Annotated in this window: 14 protein-coding genes; 7 read left to right on the top strand and 7 right to left on the bottom strand. The window is 69.0% G+C overall.

Annotated features, from left to right (window positions below):
* Positions 1-189: 189 nt before the first annotated feature.
* The 4 genes from HNR40_RS02515 to HNR40_RS02500 form a co-directional block, all read right to left on the bottom strand.
* Complete coding sequence (locus HNR40_RS02515) at positions 190-1746, bottom strand: coiled-coil domain-containing protein (protein WP_184958025.1); 1557 nt, start codon at positions 1744-1746, stop codon at positions 190-192.
* Positions 1747-1919: 173 nt separating this feature from the next.
* Positions 1920-3092, bottom strand: a complete 1173-nt coding sequence (locus HNR40_RS02510) for a class I SAM-dependent methyltransferase (RefSeq protein WP_184958024.1) — start codon at positions 3090-3092, stop codon at positions 1920-1922.
* A 24-nt stretch (positions 3093-3116) separates the two neighbouring features.
* Positions 3117-3731, bottom strand: a complete 615-nt coding sequence (locus HNR40_RS02505; protein ID WP_184958023.1) for a Uma2 family endonuclease — start codon at positions 3729-3731, stop codon at positions 3117-3119.
* 32 nt (positions 3732-3763) lie between these two features.
* Entirely contained in the window at positions 3764-4261 is a 498-nt protein-coding gene (locus tag HNR40_RS02500) for a MarR family winged helix-turn-helix transcriptional regulator (RefSeq protein WP_184958022.1), read from the bottom strand.
* A gap of 105 nt (positions 4262-4366) precedes the next feature.
* On the opposite strand from HNR40_RS02500, the gene HNR40_RS02495 reads away from it, so the two are divergent.
* The 4 genes from HNR40_RS02495 (at position 4367) to HNR40_RS02480 (ending at position 8827) form a co-directional block, all read left to right on the top strand.
* Positions 4367-5227 (top strand): NAD-dependent epimerase/dehydratase family protein, encoded by an 861-nt coding sequence (locus tag HNR40_RS02495; RefSeq protein ID WP_184958021.1) that lies wholly within the window; start codon positions 4367-4369, stop codon positions 5225-5227.
* A gap of 161 nt (positions 5228-5388) precedes the next feature.
* Positions 5389-5700: a co-chaperone GroES gene (gene groES, locus HNR40_RS02490; RefSeq protein WP_184958020.1), complete on the top strand. Its 312-nt coding sequence runs from the start codon at positions 5389-5391 to the stop codon at positions 5698-5700.
* An 81-nt stretch (positions 5701-5781) separates the two neighbouring features.
* Entirely contained in the window at positions 5782-7401 is a 1620-nt protein-coding gene (groL, locus tag HNR40_RS02485) for a chaperonin GroEL (protein ID WP_184958019.1), read from the top strand.
* A 790-nt stretch (positions 7402-8191) separates the two neighbouring features.
* Positions 8192-8827, top strand: coding sequence for a sigma-70 family RNA polymerase sigma factor (locus HNR40_RS02480; protein WP_184958018.1), 636 nt, complete (start codon positions 8192-8194; stop codon positions 8825-8827).
* Between the two features lie 691 nt (positions 8828-9518).
* Here the strand turns inward: HNR40_RS02480 and HNR40_RS02475 are convergent.
* Both HNR40_RS02475 and HNR40_RS02470 read right to left on the bottom strand, forming a co-directional pair.
* Positions 9519-9896: a DUF5319 domain-containing protein gene (locus tag HNR40_RS02475; RefSeq protein ID WP_184958017.1), complete on the bottom strand. Its 378-nt coding sequence runs from the start codon at positions 9894-9896 to the stop codon at positions 9519-9521.
* Positions 9897-10650: 754 nt separating this feature from the next.
* Positions 10651-11661, bottom strand: coding sequence for a helix-turn-helix transcriptional regulator (locus HNR40_RS02470; RefSeq protein WP_184958016.1), 1011 nt, complete (start codon positions 11659-11661; stop codon positions 10651-10653).
* A gap of 465 nt (positions 11662-12126) precedes the next feature.
* On the opposite strand from HNR40_RS02470, the gene guaB reads away from it, so the two are divergent.
* Positions 12127-13608 (top strand): IMP dehydrogenase, encoded by a 1482-nt coding sequence (gene guaB / locus HNR40_RS02465; protein ID WP_184958015.1) that lies wholly within the window; start codon positions 12127-12129, stop codon positions 13606-13608.
* Between the two features lie 3 nt (positions 13609-13611).
* A complete protein-coding gene (locus tag HNR40_RS02460) occupies positions 13612-14730 on the top strand; it encodes a GuaB3 family IMP dehydrogenase-related protein (protein WP_184958014.1) in 1119 nt (372 codons plus the stop codon).
* Positions 14731-14786: 56 nt separating this feature from the next.
* Here the strand turns inward: HNR40_RS02460 and HNR40_RS02455 are convergent, their stop codons facing one another.
* Positions 14787-15362, bottom strand: coding sequence for a dihydrofolate reductase family protein (locus HNR40_RS02455; protein ID WP_184958013.1), 576 nt, complete (start codon positions 15360-15362; stop codon positions 14787-14789).
* Positions 15363-15431: 69 nt separating this feature from the next.
* Here HNR40_RS02455 and HNR40_RS02450 point away from each other — a divergent pair, with 69 nt between their 5' ends.
* A complete protein-coding gene (locus HNR40_RS02450) occupies positions 15432-16004 on the top strand; it encodes a TetR/AcrR family transcriptional regulator (RefSeq protein ID WP_312896157.1) in 573 nt (190 codons plus the stop codon).
* The last annotated feature ends 43 nt before the right edge of the window (positions 16005-16047 follow it).

Below are 16047 nucleotides of genomic sequence, written 5' to 3'. Positions count from 1 at the left end.
GCGGTGGGGTGTTGGTCGGTGGGGTTCGGCGCCGCGCTGGACGGCGGCCAGCGCGGCGCACGGAACCCGGTCAAGAGCGGAGTTGTCACGGCGAGCACCCCGTGAGCCCTCACGACCATCGCTCGACGGACGGTCAGGGGTATGGCGGGGCGGGTAGGTGGGCTTCTGCCGTAACAGCTCCGAAAGCTCTTAGTCTTTGGAGCGCGTCGGACGGAGCAGCGCCTCGGCGAGGGCGAGCATGGTCTCCTCCAGGGCGCCGAGGCGCTTGGTGAGGTCGGTGGAGGCGTCGGTGACGGACTGGGTGAGTTCGTCGCGGTCCGGGCGGGCCTCGATCGTGGCCGAGAGTTCGGCGGAGGCGGCGGCCAGGCGTTCGTCGATGGCGTCGAAGCGCTTGACCTGCTCGGTCGTCTGCGAGTCGAGCAGTTCGCCGACCCGGTCGGCGATCGCCAGCGTCGCGGGCAGCTGGCCGACGCGCTGGTTGACCGCCTCGACCCGGTCGTCGACGCCCTCCAGCTGCTCGGTGCCGCGGGTGAGCTGGGTGTCGACGCCGTCGAAGCGGGCGACCACGTGCTCCTCGACCTCGCCGAGGCGCTCGTCGAGGGATTCGAAGGCGTTGTCGAGCTTGTTGAAGCGGCCCTCGGTGCGCGTGGCGGTGTCGGAGCGGTGCTGGTCGGCGGCGGCCAGCCACTCGTCGACGATGGTGACCCGCCCGTCGAGCGTCTCGAAGCGGGCCTCGATCCGGCCGTCGAGGTCGCCGATGCGCTTGCCCATGTGGTTGTCGAGGTCGCCGATGTGGGTGCCGAGCTCGCCTACACGCTTGTCGAGGCCGCCGAGGCGGTTGTCGACGCCGCCGACCCTGCCGTCGATGCCGTCGAGGCGGGTGTCGATGTCGGCCAGGCACTCGTCGGCGGTCTCGATGCGGCCGTCGACGCTGTTGAGCCTGCCGTCGACGGCGATGAGGCGGCCGTCGACCCGGTCGACCCGGCTGTCGAGACCGTCGAGGCGGCCGGACAGGCGCTCCTCCGCCGTCCCGACCCTCGCGTCGACCTGCTCGACGGCGCCCTTGAGCTCATCGCCGACCGCGTCGATGCGGGTGGTGAGCGTGTCGGACAGGTCGGCCATGCCGCCCTCGATCCGGTCGGTACGCGCCACCAGCTCGCCGATGGACTTGTCGAGCCTGGTGAAGCGGTTGGCCGCCGCCTCCATGCTGGAGTTGAGCTGCCCGAGCTTCCCGGCGAACTCGCCCAGCCGCTTGGCGATGCCCTCGGTGCCGTCGAGCACCGTCTGCAGCCGCTTGAGCGCCTCGTCGACGCTCTCGCCGACCGTGCCGACGTCGGCCCACAGGCTGGGCAGCTCGATGACGGGGCTGACGCGCTGGCTGACGTTCTCGACGCGGGCGTCGACGTTGCCGATCTGCTCGCCGACGGCGTCGACGTGGTCGCGCACCGCCTCCACGTGCTGGGCGAGCCCTTCGGCCCAGATGGGCGGCTTGGCGGAGATGTCGTCGAGGCGGCCGCTCACGGATTCGAGCGTGCCGCTCAGGCCGCCCAGCTCTCGCTCGCGCACCTCGCGCAGCAGCCACTCCATGCCTTCGAGCCGCTGGCGGATCTCGTCGAGCACGGCCCCTTGGGTGCGCTGCTCGTAGACGTGGTCCTGGGCGGCGCGCGCGAGTAGTTCCCGCATCCTGTCGGATATGGCGGTCTGGCCGCCGGCCTGCAAAAGGGTGGTGTGATTGGAATGATCCACCGAAAGCTCCTTCACTCGCCGACGGAGTGCCGCGCAGCGGTGGGATAGGTCCGGTTTGCAATGACTGAAGGAGAACGCGGTAATCCGCTATAGGGGGGAGAACTCCCGCGCGTCCACCTTAGCCTTTGGATCAAGGTCCGTCGGGGGGACTGGAAAAGATCCTGTTTTGTCATTTATGCAGGTGGGAGCCCCAGGCAGATGAGAACAAAAGGATGGTTCATAATCCGCGTGAGGATGATTACTCCGGACTTGTCACCGGAAAGTCTCAGGTCTCGCCGCAATCGTTCGATGTCCACGGCTGAGCCACGCTTCTTGATGGTGACATTTCCTATTTCGCGGGCCCGGAGTGCCGCCCGCAGCCGCTTCAGCGAGAACGGCAGCGCCTCGTCCACCTCATACCTGGACGCCCAGGGCGTGTCCACCGGCTCGTCCCCGGTGATGTAGGCGATCATCGGATCCGCCAGCCGCCCGCCCACCATCTCGGCCACCTCGCCCACCAGATGGGCCCGGATCGCCGCCCCGTCGGGCTCGTAGACGTACCGCCCGAGCTCGCCCACCGCCGCCCGCACCCCCGTCGGCGTGAGCGTCTGCCCGCCCGGCAGCAACGTCGCCCTGCGCCCCGCCTGCCCGGGAGTCCAGAGCGCCGCCTCCTTGACCTCCCCCTTGTACGAGACCCACTCCGCCTCGGCCGCCTCCGGTATGTACTCGTACGGAATCCCCGGCGCCACCTTCAGGCACGACATCCGCGCCCGCCCCACCAGATCCATGACCACCGGCCACGGCGGCGAGTAGGCCTGCGGATCGAAAGTCCTCCCTCTCGCGGTACGGCGGGCCGGATCGGCGAACAACGCGTCGTACTCCTCCGGGGCCACCTCCGCCGCGTCCCCCACCCGCACGCGTACCCGCTCCCCGACCCCCAGCGCCTCCGCGTTCGCCCGCGCCACGGCGGCGGTGAGCGGATCGAGCTCGACGGCGTCCACGTGATGCCCGGCCCGCGCGAGCTCCAGCGCGTCCCCGCCGATCCCGCAACAAGCGTCCGCCACCCGCGCCGCCCCACGAACCGCCGCCGTCAGCCGCCGCGCCCGATGCTTCGCCACCTCGGCCCGGGTGGACTGCTCCAGCCCGTGCGGCGTGAAGTACATCACCCGGGCGTCGTCCCCGAACTTCGCCACCGCCCGCTCCCTGAGCCCGGCCTGGGTGAGGGCGGCCGAGGTGAGCGCGCTGTCGTAGGTCTTCCTGAGCCGCGTGGCCGCCTTGACCGGATCGCTCCCACCCAGCTCGACCGCCTCGTCCAGAGCCTTCCGGCCACGCGGCGTCAGCAGATCGAGAAAGGCGTCGAGGTCCACGTCATCTGACGTTAGTGCACGTGCTCATCTCAACAGATCGGCGAAGTCGACCTCGACGGGGAACGGGGACTTGGCGGTGAGCCTGCCGTGGTGGGTGGCGTCGGCACGGTAGAAGTGCGTGACCTCGTCCAGCACGTAGCTGAGGATGACGGGCTTGCCTTCCTCTTCTTCGACCAGCCAGAAGTGCTTGATGCCGGCGTCGGCGTAGATCCGGGGCTTGACCTCACGGTCCCGATACTCGGACTCGGGGGAGACCACCTCGACGACCAGGTGGACGGCCTCCGGGGGGTAGGACGTGGCGTTGTGGCTGTCGGCAGCTGTGTCGATCACCACGATGTCGGGGCAGGTGCGCTGTCGCTTGCCGATCTTGATGTCCATCCGTGTGGCCACGGCCAAGGACTCGGGAGCCTGCTGCCTGAGCGCGTATGCGAGCTTCTGGACGACGCGTTCGTGGAAGCGGCGTTGGGGGGACCTGAGAATGAGGGTTCCGTCGATGAGCTCGACGTGCTTGAAGAGATCCAGCTCGCCGTCTGGCCCGTCCTGCGGCAGGAGGTCGAGATCGTCGGCCTTCCAGCCTCCGTCGGGCGGGTGCGGCCAGTTGGCCAGCACGTCTCTCGGACGGTCCGTCGTGGCGGTCACGTCACTCACAGTAGCGGTTGTGGTGGCAGCGATCACAGCTCCGTGTCGCCGAGGGAGACCAGGAGTTTGCGGAGGGTTTCGGCCAGGGCTTTCTGGTCGGCGGGGGTGAGGGCGGACAGGAGTTCGGCCTCGTTGGCGACGTGGAGGGCGAGGAGGTCGCCGGCCAGGCGTTCGCCTTCGTCGGTCAGGGCGACCAGGACCATGCGGCGGTTGCTCTCCAGTGGCCAGCGGCGCACCAGGCCGCGTTCCACCAGGCGGTCCATGCGGTTGGTCAGGGCGCCGGGGCTGACCAGGGCGGAGGCGGCCAGGTCCTTCATGCACATGGTGTGCTCGGGGTTGCCGCGCAGCAACGTGGCGAGCATGTCGAACTCCCACGGCTCCAGCCCGTGCTCGGCGAAGAACTCCTTGATGCCCCGCTCCAGCAGGCGCGAGGCACGGGACAGGCGGCCCACCACGCCCATCGGGCTCACGTCCACGTCGGGGCGGGCGGCGGCCCACTGCTTCGTGATCGCGTCCACTGCGTCTCGCATGGTTCGCACACTATCAAAAACTTTGAGGTTGAAATGTTCGGGGGCGCGGGCTACTGTCCTCCACGTCGAAAGTTTCGATGTCGAAGTGTTTGGGGTGGAAGAGCGATGAAGGTTCTGGTGCTGGGCGCGACCGGGTACGTCGGGGGCGCGCTCGTCGAGGAGCTCGCCGGGCGCGGCCATGAGGTCGTGGCCCTGGTACGGCCGGCCGCGGACGGGGGCAGGCGGCTGCCCGCCGTACCGGAGGAGAGGTATGGGGACCTGGCCGACGCGGCGTCGATCACCGCGGCCGTGACGCAGGACGTCGACGCGGTCGTGCACGCGGCGCAGCTCACCGGCGACGAGGCGAGGGACCTGCAGGTGATCGGGGCGCTGCTCGGCACGGGCAGGCCGGTGGTGTACGTGAGCGGCGTCTGGGTGCTCGGCGCGACCGAGGACGGGCACGAGGAGAGCGCGGCCGACCCGATCCCGATCGTGGGGTACCGGCCGAAGGTGGAGGATCTGGTGCTCGGCGCGGGTGGCGTGGTGGTGCGGCCCGGGCTGGTGCACGGGCGTGGCGGAGGGATTCCGGTGATGCTGCGCGGCTGGGCGGCCGAGCGCGGGAGCGGGGTGCACGTGGGCGAGGGCGGGGAGGGTTCGACGTTCGTTCACGTGGACGACCTGGCCGAGCTGATCGTGACGGCGGTGGAGAAGGGGCGGCCTGGCACGGTCTACCACGGGGTGGCGGAGGAGCACGTGCCGCTCGCGCTGGTGGCAGCGGCCGCGGCGGGCTCGGTGGGGGTCGGTGAGGGGGCTGACGTGGTGTCGTGGCCGGTGGCGGAGGCGGCGCAGGTCGTGGGCCTGCCGTTCGCCGAAGCGCTCGCGCTGAGCCAGCGTGTCAGCTCTGCGCGAACCCGCGCGGCGCTCGGATGGGCCCCCAGCAGGCCAGGTATCCTCTCCGAGCTGCGAGAAGGCTCTTATGCGCGCTGAGCCGGTTCATGTTGACTGTCAAGCCCCTCTTGCATATGTTTCGTGTTGGCACTCTCCCCTTGAGAGTGCCAACGTGCGACGAGGCAGGTCTACCACCCGCGACGGCAGGCCCCGCTGGTCGCCTCTTCTAGATCATTCAAATCTGAAGGGGAGGTCCGATCGTGACGACCGCCACTAAGGTTCCCGTTAAGCCGCTCGGCGACCGCATTGTGGTCCAGCCGCTTGAGGCCGAGCAGACCACCGCTTCCGGCCTGGTCATCCCAGACACCGCCAAGGAGAAGCCGCAAGAGGGCAAGGTCCTCGCGGTGGGCCCCGGCAACTGGGACGAGGACGGCGACAAGCGGATTCCGCTTGACGTCGCCGAGGGCGACATCGTCCTCTACAGCAAGTACGGCGGCACCGAGGTCAAGTACGGCGGCGAGGAGTACCTCGTGCTCTCCGCCCGCGACGTTCTCGCGATCATCGAGAAGTAAGCCGGTATGTGTCGGGCCCCGGACGCAGCTCTCAGCAGAGGCGACCGGGGCTTTCGACGCTAGGAGAGGACTTTCAACCAAATGGCGAAGATCCTGGAGTTCGACGAGGACGCGCGGCGCGCTCTTGAGCGTGGCGTCAACGCCCTCGCGGACGCCGTGAAGGTAACCCTCGGCCCGCGTGGCCGTAACGTCGTCATCGACAAGAAGTTCGGTGCTCCGACGATCACGAACGACGGCGTCACCATCGCTCGCGAGATCGAGCTGGAAGACCGCTACGAGAACCTCGGCGCCCAGCTCGCCAAGGAAGTGGCCACCAAGACCAACGACATCGCGGGTGACGGCACCACCACCGCGACCGTCCTGGCCCAGGCCATGGTCCGCGAAGGTCTGCGCAACGTCGCCGCCGGCGCCTCGCCGCTGTCGCTGAAGCGCGGGATCGACAAGGCCGCCAAGGCCATCAGCGACAAGCTGATCGCCAGCGCCCGCGAGGTCGGTGACAAGAAGGAGATCGCCAACGTCGCGACGATCTCCGCCCAGGACTCCAAGATCGGCGACCTGATCGCCGAGGCGTTCGACAAGGTGGGCAAGGACGGCGTCCTCACCGTCGAAGAGTCCAACGCCATGGGCATGGAGCTCGAGTTCACCGAGGGCATGCAGTTCGACAAGGGCTACCTGTCGCAGTACATGGTGACCGACCCCGAGCGCATGGAGGCCGTCCTGGAGGACGCCTACGTGCTGCTCACCCAGAGCAAGATCGCCTCCATCGCGGACTTCCTGCCGCTGCTGGAGCAGGTCGCCCAGACCAAGAAGCCGCTGTTCGTGGTCGCCGAGGACGTCGAGGGCGAAGCCCTGGCCGTCCTGGTCACCAACAAGATCCGCGGCACGTTCACCTCCGTGGCCGTCAAGGCCCCGGGCTTCGGTGACCGTCGCAAGGCGATGCTTCAGGACATCGCCATCCTCACCGGCGGCCAGGTCGTCGCCGAGGAGGTCGGCCTCAAGCTGGAGCACGTCGGTCTCGAGGTGCTCGGCACGGCCCGCCGCATCGTCGTCACCAAGGACGCCACCACCATCGTGGACGGCGCCGGCGACGCGCAGGCGATCGAGGACCGGGTCAAGGAGATCAAGCTCGCCATCGAGCAGTCCGACTCCGACTGGGACCGCGAGAAGCTGCAGGAGCGCCTGGCCAAGCTGGCCGGCGGTGTGTGCGTGCTGCGAGTCGGCGCCGCCACCGAGGTCGAGCTCAAGGAGAAGAAGCACCGTCTCGAGGACGCGATCTCCGCGACGCGCGCCGCGATCGAGGAGGGCATCGTCTCCGGCGGCGGCACCGCGCTGATCCACGTCGGCAAGGAGCTGGACGACCTCGGCCTGACCGGTGACGAGGCCACTGGCGTGGGCGTCGTCCGCCGCGCGCTGGTCGAGCCGACCCGCTGGATCGCCGAGAACGCCGGCCTCGAGGGCTACGTCGTCACCCACAAGGTGGCGGAACTGCCCGCGGGCCACGGCCTCAACGCCGCGACCGGCGAGTACGGCAACCTGATCGACCAGGGCGTCATCGACCCCGTCAAGGTCACCCGCTCGGCGGTGCAGAATGCGGCGTCCATCGCCGGCATGCTGCTCACGACGGAGGCCCTGGTGGTCGAGAAGCCCGAGGAGGAGGCCCCCGCCGCCGGCGGCGGACACGGTCACGGCCACGGCCACTGATCGCTTCCTGGCTCTTTCAGGTCGCCACTGATCTTCCTGAGGTCGCCACTGACCTCTTGAGGTCGCCACGGCCCGCACCGCTCGCCGGTGCGGGCCGTTTCGCTGTCTTCTTGCGTGTGTGTGCTGGTTCTTCCACGCGTGCTGTCTTCTGCGCGTGCGGTTTCTGCGCGTGCGGGTCTTCCGCGCTTCTGCGCGTGCGGTCTTCTTCCGGGGCTTGTCTTCTGGGGCTGGGGGCCGTTTCGAGGGGCTCGCCGTCGGCTGGGCTGGTCGTTCGGGGTGAACGGCGCGTTCTCGGGGTGGGCGTCTGTGCTGGGGACGCCCCTGGCGGGGCTGGGGTGCGTTCTGCGGCCCTTCCACTACGGCCGAGCCGCCCTACCCCCACCCGCCGCACAGGGCCGGGCTCCGTCCAGGGTGACGCTCCTCCGGCGATGCGGGGCCGGTCGCCGTTACGCGCGTATTGTGCCCGTCTGGGTGGTTCATGCCTATATATGAGTTTTTATAGCGATGAGGCGGATGTAGCGCATGAGGTCCGGTGGGCGATCTTATGCGTAGAGGCGGCGGCCGGTGGATGTCCAGATGTGGAAAGTTGGGTTATTGCGGTAAACCAACCTATGGAGTAAAGCGTCTCGCGCCCGTGACAATTTTCGCGCATTTCGGGGAATCGGGTGAAATATTCCGACTCCATATAAAGGCTTAGTGTGGTCGTCCGATTACGGGTAGTTATCGTCTCTTCAATGTGACCAATCCGTAGCCGTTCGCCATGACGACAGGCCGGACCAGGGCGGGCATCATGCCTAACGTGAGCGAGGGAAGCGTCGCCGACGCCAAAATTGGGGTAAGGCTCGCGTCGAGACTTCCGGCACGGACGGATGACTCCGACCTAAGAGAACTGACGAGCCTCGCCGTTGCGGGCGATCGTTCTGCGATCGAATCCCTGCTCGGCGAGTTGCGGCCGATGGTGGTGCGCTATTGCCGCGCCCGGCTGGGCCGGGTTTCTGGGCAATATCACATTGCAGATGACGTGGCCCAGGAGGTCTGCATCGCGGTGCTGTCCGCACTGCCGCGCTACCGGGACATGGGCCGGCCCTTCGCCTCCTTCGTCTTCGGCATCGCCTCGCACAAGGTGGCCGACGCCTTGCGGAGCTCGGTGCGCTCCGCCGTACCCACGCAGGATCTTCCTGACGGGCCCGACGAGGGCCCGGGACCGGAAGAGACCGTGGTCCGCTACATCGAGGTCGAGCACGCGCGGCGGCTGCTGGCGCGGCTGCCCGCCAACCAGCGCGAACTCCTGCTCCTGCGGGTGGTGTCAGGACTGTCCGCCGAAGAGACCGGTAATGTACTCGGCATGTCACCAGGAGCGGTCCGCGTCGCCCAGCATCGGGCGCTGGCCAGGTTGCGGCAGATGGCCGAGCTGGAGTCGGCTTGACGCCGGAGGAACCCGTGGAGGGCGCGGCCGCGTACGGCGACCGGCCGCCCCCGAGCTCAACCGCCCCGTCGCCCCACGCCCCGGCCGACCCGCCATCCGGCGGCTCGGCCCCTGTGGCGGCTGACGACCCGACCGGACTTTCCCCCAAGCTCTCGGACGCTCCTTCGCCCGAGGGCTTGTCGGTATGTGCCCGTTCTTCTGAGCTGAACTCTTCTGGGCTACAGGAGCCTGTCGGGCCCGTGACCACGCCCTGCGGCGCGGCATCCGGTGCGACTGCGGTCGGGGCGCGGGTTCCCGCGCGGGCCGAGGAACTGGGGCACCGGGCGCCCGTTGACGAGGTTGTCGGCGAGCGGGCATCTGGTCTGACAGCGGCAGGGGAGTCGGTGTCGCACGGGCTGGCGGGTGAGACGCGGGACTCCGCGGAGCTGGCGGCCGGGGAGCGTGTGTCCGTTGGGCCGGTGGCCGGGGAGTCGGTGTCGCACGGGCTGGTGGGTGCGGCGCGGGACTCCGCGGAGACGGCGGCCGGGGAGCGGGTGCTCGGTGGGGCTGTGGCCGGGGAGTTGGAGCTTGGGGGGTTGACGGCTGAGGAGCAGACGGATGCGTTTCTGGATGCTCTGGCGCTCGGGTATCAGCCTGATGCCACGGATCCGGCGCTACGGCTGCTGGCGGCGTTGCGGCATGACCTCGACGATCAGCGGCGCTCTTCGGTGTCCATGACGCCGTCGACGTAGCCTCTCGCGTACTCCCAGGTCACGTAGTCGGCGGGGTCGGGGTGGTAGGCGGGCTCGTGTACCTGCGGGCGGCCCTTGTCGATCATCTGGCGGAGGTTGCCGCGGAGCAGCTCCCAGTCGAAGAAGTGCTGTTCGCCGCATTCCGGGCAGTCCAGGACCAGTCCGAGTACGCCCTGGGGCTCCAGCAGCGAGCGAAAGACTTCCACGTCGGCCAGGTCGGTGATGGCCTCTTCGCGCTCGGCCGTCGTCAGCGGCTCCGGGTCGTCGAATTCGCCCATGGCCGAGGAAGGATCGTTCGGATCGTCCGCGAACGGGTCGCGGGGGACGTCTTCCAGCACCTTTCCACCATAGTGACCTAACGCAGCCTGGGCACTAATAAGCACCGCACCGACCCCTTGTGCCGCATTCACCCCGGGGCCACAGCTCCCGAAATACCGGAAACCTCCCCACCAAAGGGCTGGCCAAGCCCCGGGTCCGCCCGGCCGAACCACATTCAGGTCTGAGGGTCGGCCCTCGGGTCCGTTGGCGGCCTTCCGGGTTCGGGTTGCCCTCTCGGGTCTGACGGTCGGCTACGCCGGGCTTGGGTCGGCTTCCTCGGGTCCGTGCGTGGGCTCCTCCGGGTTCGGGCTGGTCCCCTCGATTAGTTGGTCGCCTCGGTTAGCTGGTCGCCTCGGTTAGTTGGTCGCCTCGGTTAGTTGGTCGCCTCAGCTAGTTGGTCGCCTCAGCTAGTTGGTCGGGTTGTGCTCGGGTGTGCTGGTCGGGCTGTGCTCGGGGCTGCTTGTCCCGCGGAGCTTTGGAGCTCACCCTGCGGGTGCGCGGCTCTACGGCGGGGTCCCGAGGGCGCTGCTTCTCTGGGCTGGCCCGTGTGTGCGTGCTGGCGGTGTCCGGGACGGTGGCACGGGCCGTGGCGGTGGCGCGGGCCGCACGGGAAGGTGGCCTTGAGGGTGCGGGCGTGCCGGAAGGTGGGCTTGAGGGTGCGGGCCGTACCGGAAAGTGGCCTTGAGGGTGAGGGCGCGGGCCGTACCGGAAAGTGGCCTTGAGGGTGAGGGCGCGGGCCGTACCGGAAAGTGGCCTTGAGGGTGCGGGCGGGGGTTAGCCGAGCCAGCCTCGGCGGGAGGCTTCTACGCCGGCGTGGAAGCGGGACTGTGCCCCCAGTTCGGCCATCGCGTCGGCGAAGCGGGCGCGGACGGTGCGGACCGAGACGCCGAGCTGGCGGGCGATCGAGTCGTCGCACATGCCCTGCGCCGCCAGCCGCAGCACCTGGACCATGCCGTCGCCCCGGCGTCCCCAGGGGAGGGGGACGGAGCGGCTCCACAGTTCCTCGAAGAGGGAGCGTAGGACGCCGACCACGATGGGCGCGCGGACCAGGTAGAAGTTGTAGGCGTGGTCGGGTAGGCCGCCGCCCCAGAGCGCGGGGAGACCGGCTGCTTCGGGGCCCGCGGTCATGAACCAGCTGGGCACGCGGTCGAGGGTGCGGACCCGCCCGCCGGATTCCAGCAGGCGGGTGAGCTGGTCGCGGACGCCTGGCAGGGCAAGCGTGGTCACGGGGATCACCGCGCGCATGCTGAGCAGGCGACGTCTCTGGGCATCGATCCACGGGTCGGCAAATTTGCGGACAAAGTCGGTCATGGTGCGTTCGTCGGGGATGGCGATCAGCAACTCCAGCGGAGGAGCCTGTACGGCCATGCCGACCACGCTCTCGTAGAGCACATCGGCCCCGCTGACCAGTTCGACCGGAAAAGGGCCGCTCTGGTAATGGCGGCCGGCGTCGTAGTCCCGGATGAGGCCGCGGATGGAGCCCAGGGCGGAGTCGATGCGACGGCTCTCCTCGGCCAGCCGGTCCAGCCGCTCGGCGATCAGCCGGCCGAGTGCGGCGGCCGGGTGCCGGGCGAGGTATTCGCCGGACCGCTCGTCCACCACGCCCAGCCTGACGAGGTCCTCGAGCTGCCTGCCTACCTTGTCGGCCGGGCCGTCCATGGCCTCGGCCAGCTCGGCCAGCGTGGCGCGGTGCAGGCGTAGGACCGCGGTGTACAGCGCGGTCTGTGCCGGGTCGAGGCCCAGCGTCTCGAGTGGATCGGAAACGGTGGTGGGCTCGTTACGCATGTGGGGGGCTCCGTAGGGGGGACACGGGCGTGCGGCGAGGATAACCCGGCTCCGGACCTCTGTCCGGGTGTTGCTCTGACTCCTTCGGCGGGGGGTGCAACTTCGTGCAATTGCACGTTTTCACATTGCGGTGTGCCCATGAGTAACGCAGGCTTAACCCAGCGTCGGCATCACAGGTCGGGCGACGCGGCCATCAGGACGCGGAGGGGGGTTCGGTGGCGTAAAGCGCGTCCGACCAGATGCCGGTGGCCGGAGGAACCGGGCGGATCACCGACCGGCCGGTTCCTCCGGCACTTTTGTGCCCTCTCCGGGGGCGCCGGGGAGGCGGCGGTCCGTGGGGGTCATCGTCCCCCCGGCGCGTTCTCCCCACCATCGTGCTCCCCCATCTTGCGGACCCGCGCGGTTTCGTTTGCAGGCAGGCCCTAAACTTGTCGCATCAGCGCATTGGCAGGAGGGGGCCGCAGCATGTCCAAATTCACCCAAACGGGGTTGACCTTCGATGACGTGCTGCTCGTGCCGGGGTATTCGGATCTCCAACCCGGGGAGGCGGAGACCGTCACGCAGCTGTCGCGCAACATCCAGCTCGCCATCCCGCTGGTCTCCGCGGCCATGGACACGGTGACCGAAGCGCGCATGGCGGTGGCCATGGCCCGGCAGGGCGGCATCGGCATCCTGCACCGCAACCTGTCGATCGAGGAGCAGGCCCAGCAGGTCGACCTGGTCAAGCGGTCGGAGGCGGGGATGGTGACGAATCCGGTCACCTGCACTCCGGACGACACGCTGGCCGACGTCGAGAAGCTGTGCGCGACGTACCGGATCTCGGGCGTGCCCGTCACCGACCGCGACGGCATCCTCGTCGGCATCGTCACCAACCGTGACATGCGCTTCGAGACCGACCAGAGCCGCCCGGTGCGCGAGGTCATGACGGCGATGCCGCTGGTGACCGCGCCGGTGGGTGTGTCGCGTGACGACGCCTTCTCGCTCCTGCGCAGCAACAAGATCGAGAAGCTGCCGCTGATCGACGGTGACGGCCGGCTGCGCGGGCTGATCACGGTCAAGGACTTCACCAAGAGCGAGCAATACCCGCTGGCCACCAAGGACGCGGGCGGCCGCCTGGTCGTGGGCGCGGCGGTGGGCGTGGGCCCCGACGCCGAGCTGCGGGTCAAGGCGCTGATCGAGGCCGGTGTCGACGTGGTCGTGGTGGATGTGGCCCACGGCCACTCCAAGGGACTGGCCGACATGATCGCCACGGTCAAGGCCAACAGCAGGGTCGACGTGATCGGCGGCAACATCGCCACCAGGGCGGGCGCGCAGATGCTCGTCGACGCGGGCGCCGACGCGGTCAAGGTGGGCGTGGGCCCCGGCTCGATCTGCACCACCCGCGTCGTGGCCGGGGTGGGCGCGCCGCAGGTCACCGCCATCCATCAGGCCTCGCTGGCCTGCGGTCCCGCTGGGGTGCCGGTGATCGGCGACGGCGGCCTGCAATATTCGGGCGACATCAGCAAGGCCATCGCGGCGGGCGCCGACGCGGTCATGCTGGGCTCGCTGCTCGCCGGGTGCGAGGAGTCCCCGGGCGAGCTGATCTTCATCAACGGCAAGCAGTTCAAGTCCTACCGCGGCATGGGCTCGCTCGGCGCGGTCCGCAACCGCGAGCGCGGCGGCATGTCCTTCAGCAAGGACCGCTACGCGCAGGCGGACGTCGGCGGCGAGGACAAGTACATCCCGGAGGGCATCGAAGGACAGGTGCCCTACCGCGGCCCGGTCTCGGCGGTGGCCCACCAGCTCGTGGGCGGTTTGCGCCAGGGTATGTGGTACTCAGGATGCCGCACGATCGCGCAGATGCACTCCGACTGCGAGCTCATGCCGATCACCGCGGCGGGCCTCAAGGAGAGCCACCCGCACGACATCCAGATGACCGTTGAGGCTCCCAACTACCACAGAAGGTAAAACATGACTCAGGTGGAGATCGGCCGGGGCAAGACGGGCCGCCGGGCGTATGCGCTCGACGAGATCGGCCTCGTGCCCTCGCGGCGTACCCGTGACCCGGAAGAGGTCTCGATCGCCTGGCAGATCGACGCTTACCGGTTCGAGCTGCCTGTCGTGGTCGCGCCCATGGACAGTGTCGTCTCGCCGGCGACCGCGATCGAGATCGGCCGCCTCGGCGGCCTGGCGCCGCTCGACCTCGAAGGGCTCTGGACGCGTTACGAGGACCCGTCGCCGCTGCTGGAGGAGTGTGCCGCGCTCGACTCGGCGGCCGCCACCAAGCGGCTGCAGGAGATCTACGCGGCGCCGATCAAGGAAGAGCTGATCGGCCGGCGCATCGAGGAGATCCGCGCCTCCGGCGTCACCGCCGCCGTGCGGCTGTCGCCGCAGCGCACCGTGCAGTATCACAAGACGGTCATCGACGCGGGTGTCGACATCTTCGTCATCCGCGGCACCACCGTCTCGGCCGAGCACGTCTCGGGCAAGGCCGAGCCGCTCAACCTCAAGCAGTTCATCTATGAGCTCGACGTCCCGGTGATCGTCGGCGGCTGCGCCACGCACACGGCGGCGCTGCACCTCATGCGCACCGGCGCGGCCGGCGTGCTGGTCGGCTTCGGCGGCGGCGCCTCCCACACCACCCGCAACGTGCTGGGCGTGGCGGTGCCGATGGCCACGGCCATCTCCGACGTGGCGGCCGCCCGCCGCGACTACATGGACGAGTCCGGCGGCCGGTACGTGCACGTGATCGCCGACGGCGGCATGGGCACCTCCGGCGACATCGCCAAGGCGATCGCCTGCGGCGCCGACGCGGTCATGGTCGGTTCGCCGCTGGCCAGGGCGGCCGAGGCACCGGGCCACGGGTTCCACTGGGGCTCGGAGGCGCACCACCCCGACCTGCCGCGCGGGCGCCGGGTGGAGTTCGGCACGGTGGGCACGCTGGAGCAGATCTTCCACGGTCCGTCCAGCGTGGCCGACGGCTCGATGAACCTCATGGGCGCGCTGAAGCGCACGATGGCCTCCACCGGCTACTCCGACATCAAGGAGTTCCAGCGCGTGGAGGTCGTGGTCGCGCCGGTGCAGCGCTGACGTCCGCGACACGAAGGACCCGCCCCCTCGGGGTGCGGGTCCTTTTTCGTGTACGGCTAGCCACGGGTGAACCAGGTGACCTGGGCCCCGTTGTCGAAGCTCTCCCGCTGGGTGGGCGTGAACAGCGTCGGGTCGAAGCCGCCGGAGAAGGCGGCCACGCCGTCACCGGCCACGACCGGGTAGCTCTTGATGATCAGCTCGTCGATCTCCGGGAGCACGCTCGCGGCCAGCTTGCCGCCACCGGCCAGCCAGACGTCCTGTCCGGTGTCCTCGGCCTTGAGGCGCCTGACCAGCCCGATGGGGTCCTCGGTGACCAGTTCGACGGCCGGGTCGTCGATCTTTCCCAGGGTGGTGGAGACGATGTACTGGCGCAGGTGGCCGTACGGGCTGGTGACATTGATCTCCAGGGCGGGGTCGTAGGTGCCGCGGCCCATCACGAGGGTGTCGAAGCGCTGGTTGGGCGCGCCTTCGAGGCCGACGTGCGCGCGTACGTGCGTGGGCAGGGTCTCGGGGTAGCGGGCGTTGATCCAGGCCGACATCTGGTCGGAGACCGGGTAAAAGTCCCACTGGTTGGAGGGGCCGGCGATGTAGCCGTCGATGGAGACGCCGACGTAGTAGACAAGCTTTCGCATTTTAAACTCCGCGTGTAGTACTCTGTTTGAAGTGGTCTCAACGTAGTACTACAGATGGAGTGGTGTCAAGTGCGGAAGAATCCTGAGCGGCGGCAGGCGTTGGTCGACGCCGCGATCGAGGTGCTGGCCAAGGAGGGGGCGCGCGGGCTGACGTTCCGCGCGGTCGACGCGGCGGCCGAGGTGCCGACGGGCACCGCGTCCAACTACTTCAGCAGCCGCGACGACCTGCTGACCCAGGCCGGCGGACGCATCTACGAGCGGCTGCTGCCCGACGACGAGACCATGGCCCAGCTCGACGTGGGAGGCCAGGATCGCGCGCACTTCGCCCGGCTCATGCACGAGCTGGTCGACCGGATCATGGCCTTCAACACCGGTTTCCTGGCGCTGCTCGAACTGCGCCTGGAGTCCACGCGCCGCCCCGAACTGCGTGAGGTCGTCACCAAGCGCATCCGCGCCGACGTCGACCAGAACATCGCCAACCACGCGGCCTCCGGCCTGCCGGGTGACTCCACCACGGTCGTGACGCTGATGCTCGCGCTCAACTGGCTGATCATGGAACGGCTGACGCTGCCCGGCCTCTTCTCCGAGCAGGAGGCGCACGAGCTGGTCGACGTGCTGGTGGAGCGGCTGATCGCCCGTTGACATCTCATTAGATAGTGCTACTATCTAACTCGAACGAGATGAG

This window comes from Nonomuraea endophytica (assembly GCF_014203235.1).
GTDB lineage: Bacteria > Actinomycetota > Actinomycetes > Streptosporangiales > Streptosporangiaceae > Nonomuraea > Nonomuraea endophytica.
This window is presented reverse-complemented; position numbering and strand designations above follow the sequence as displayed.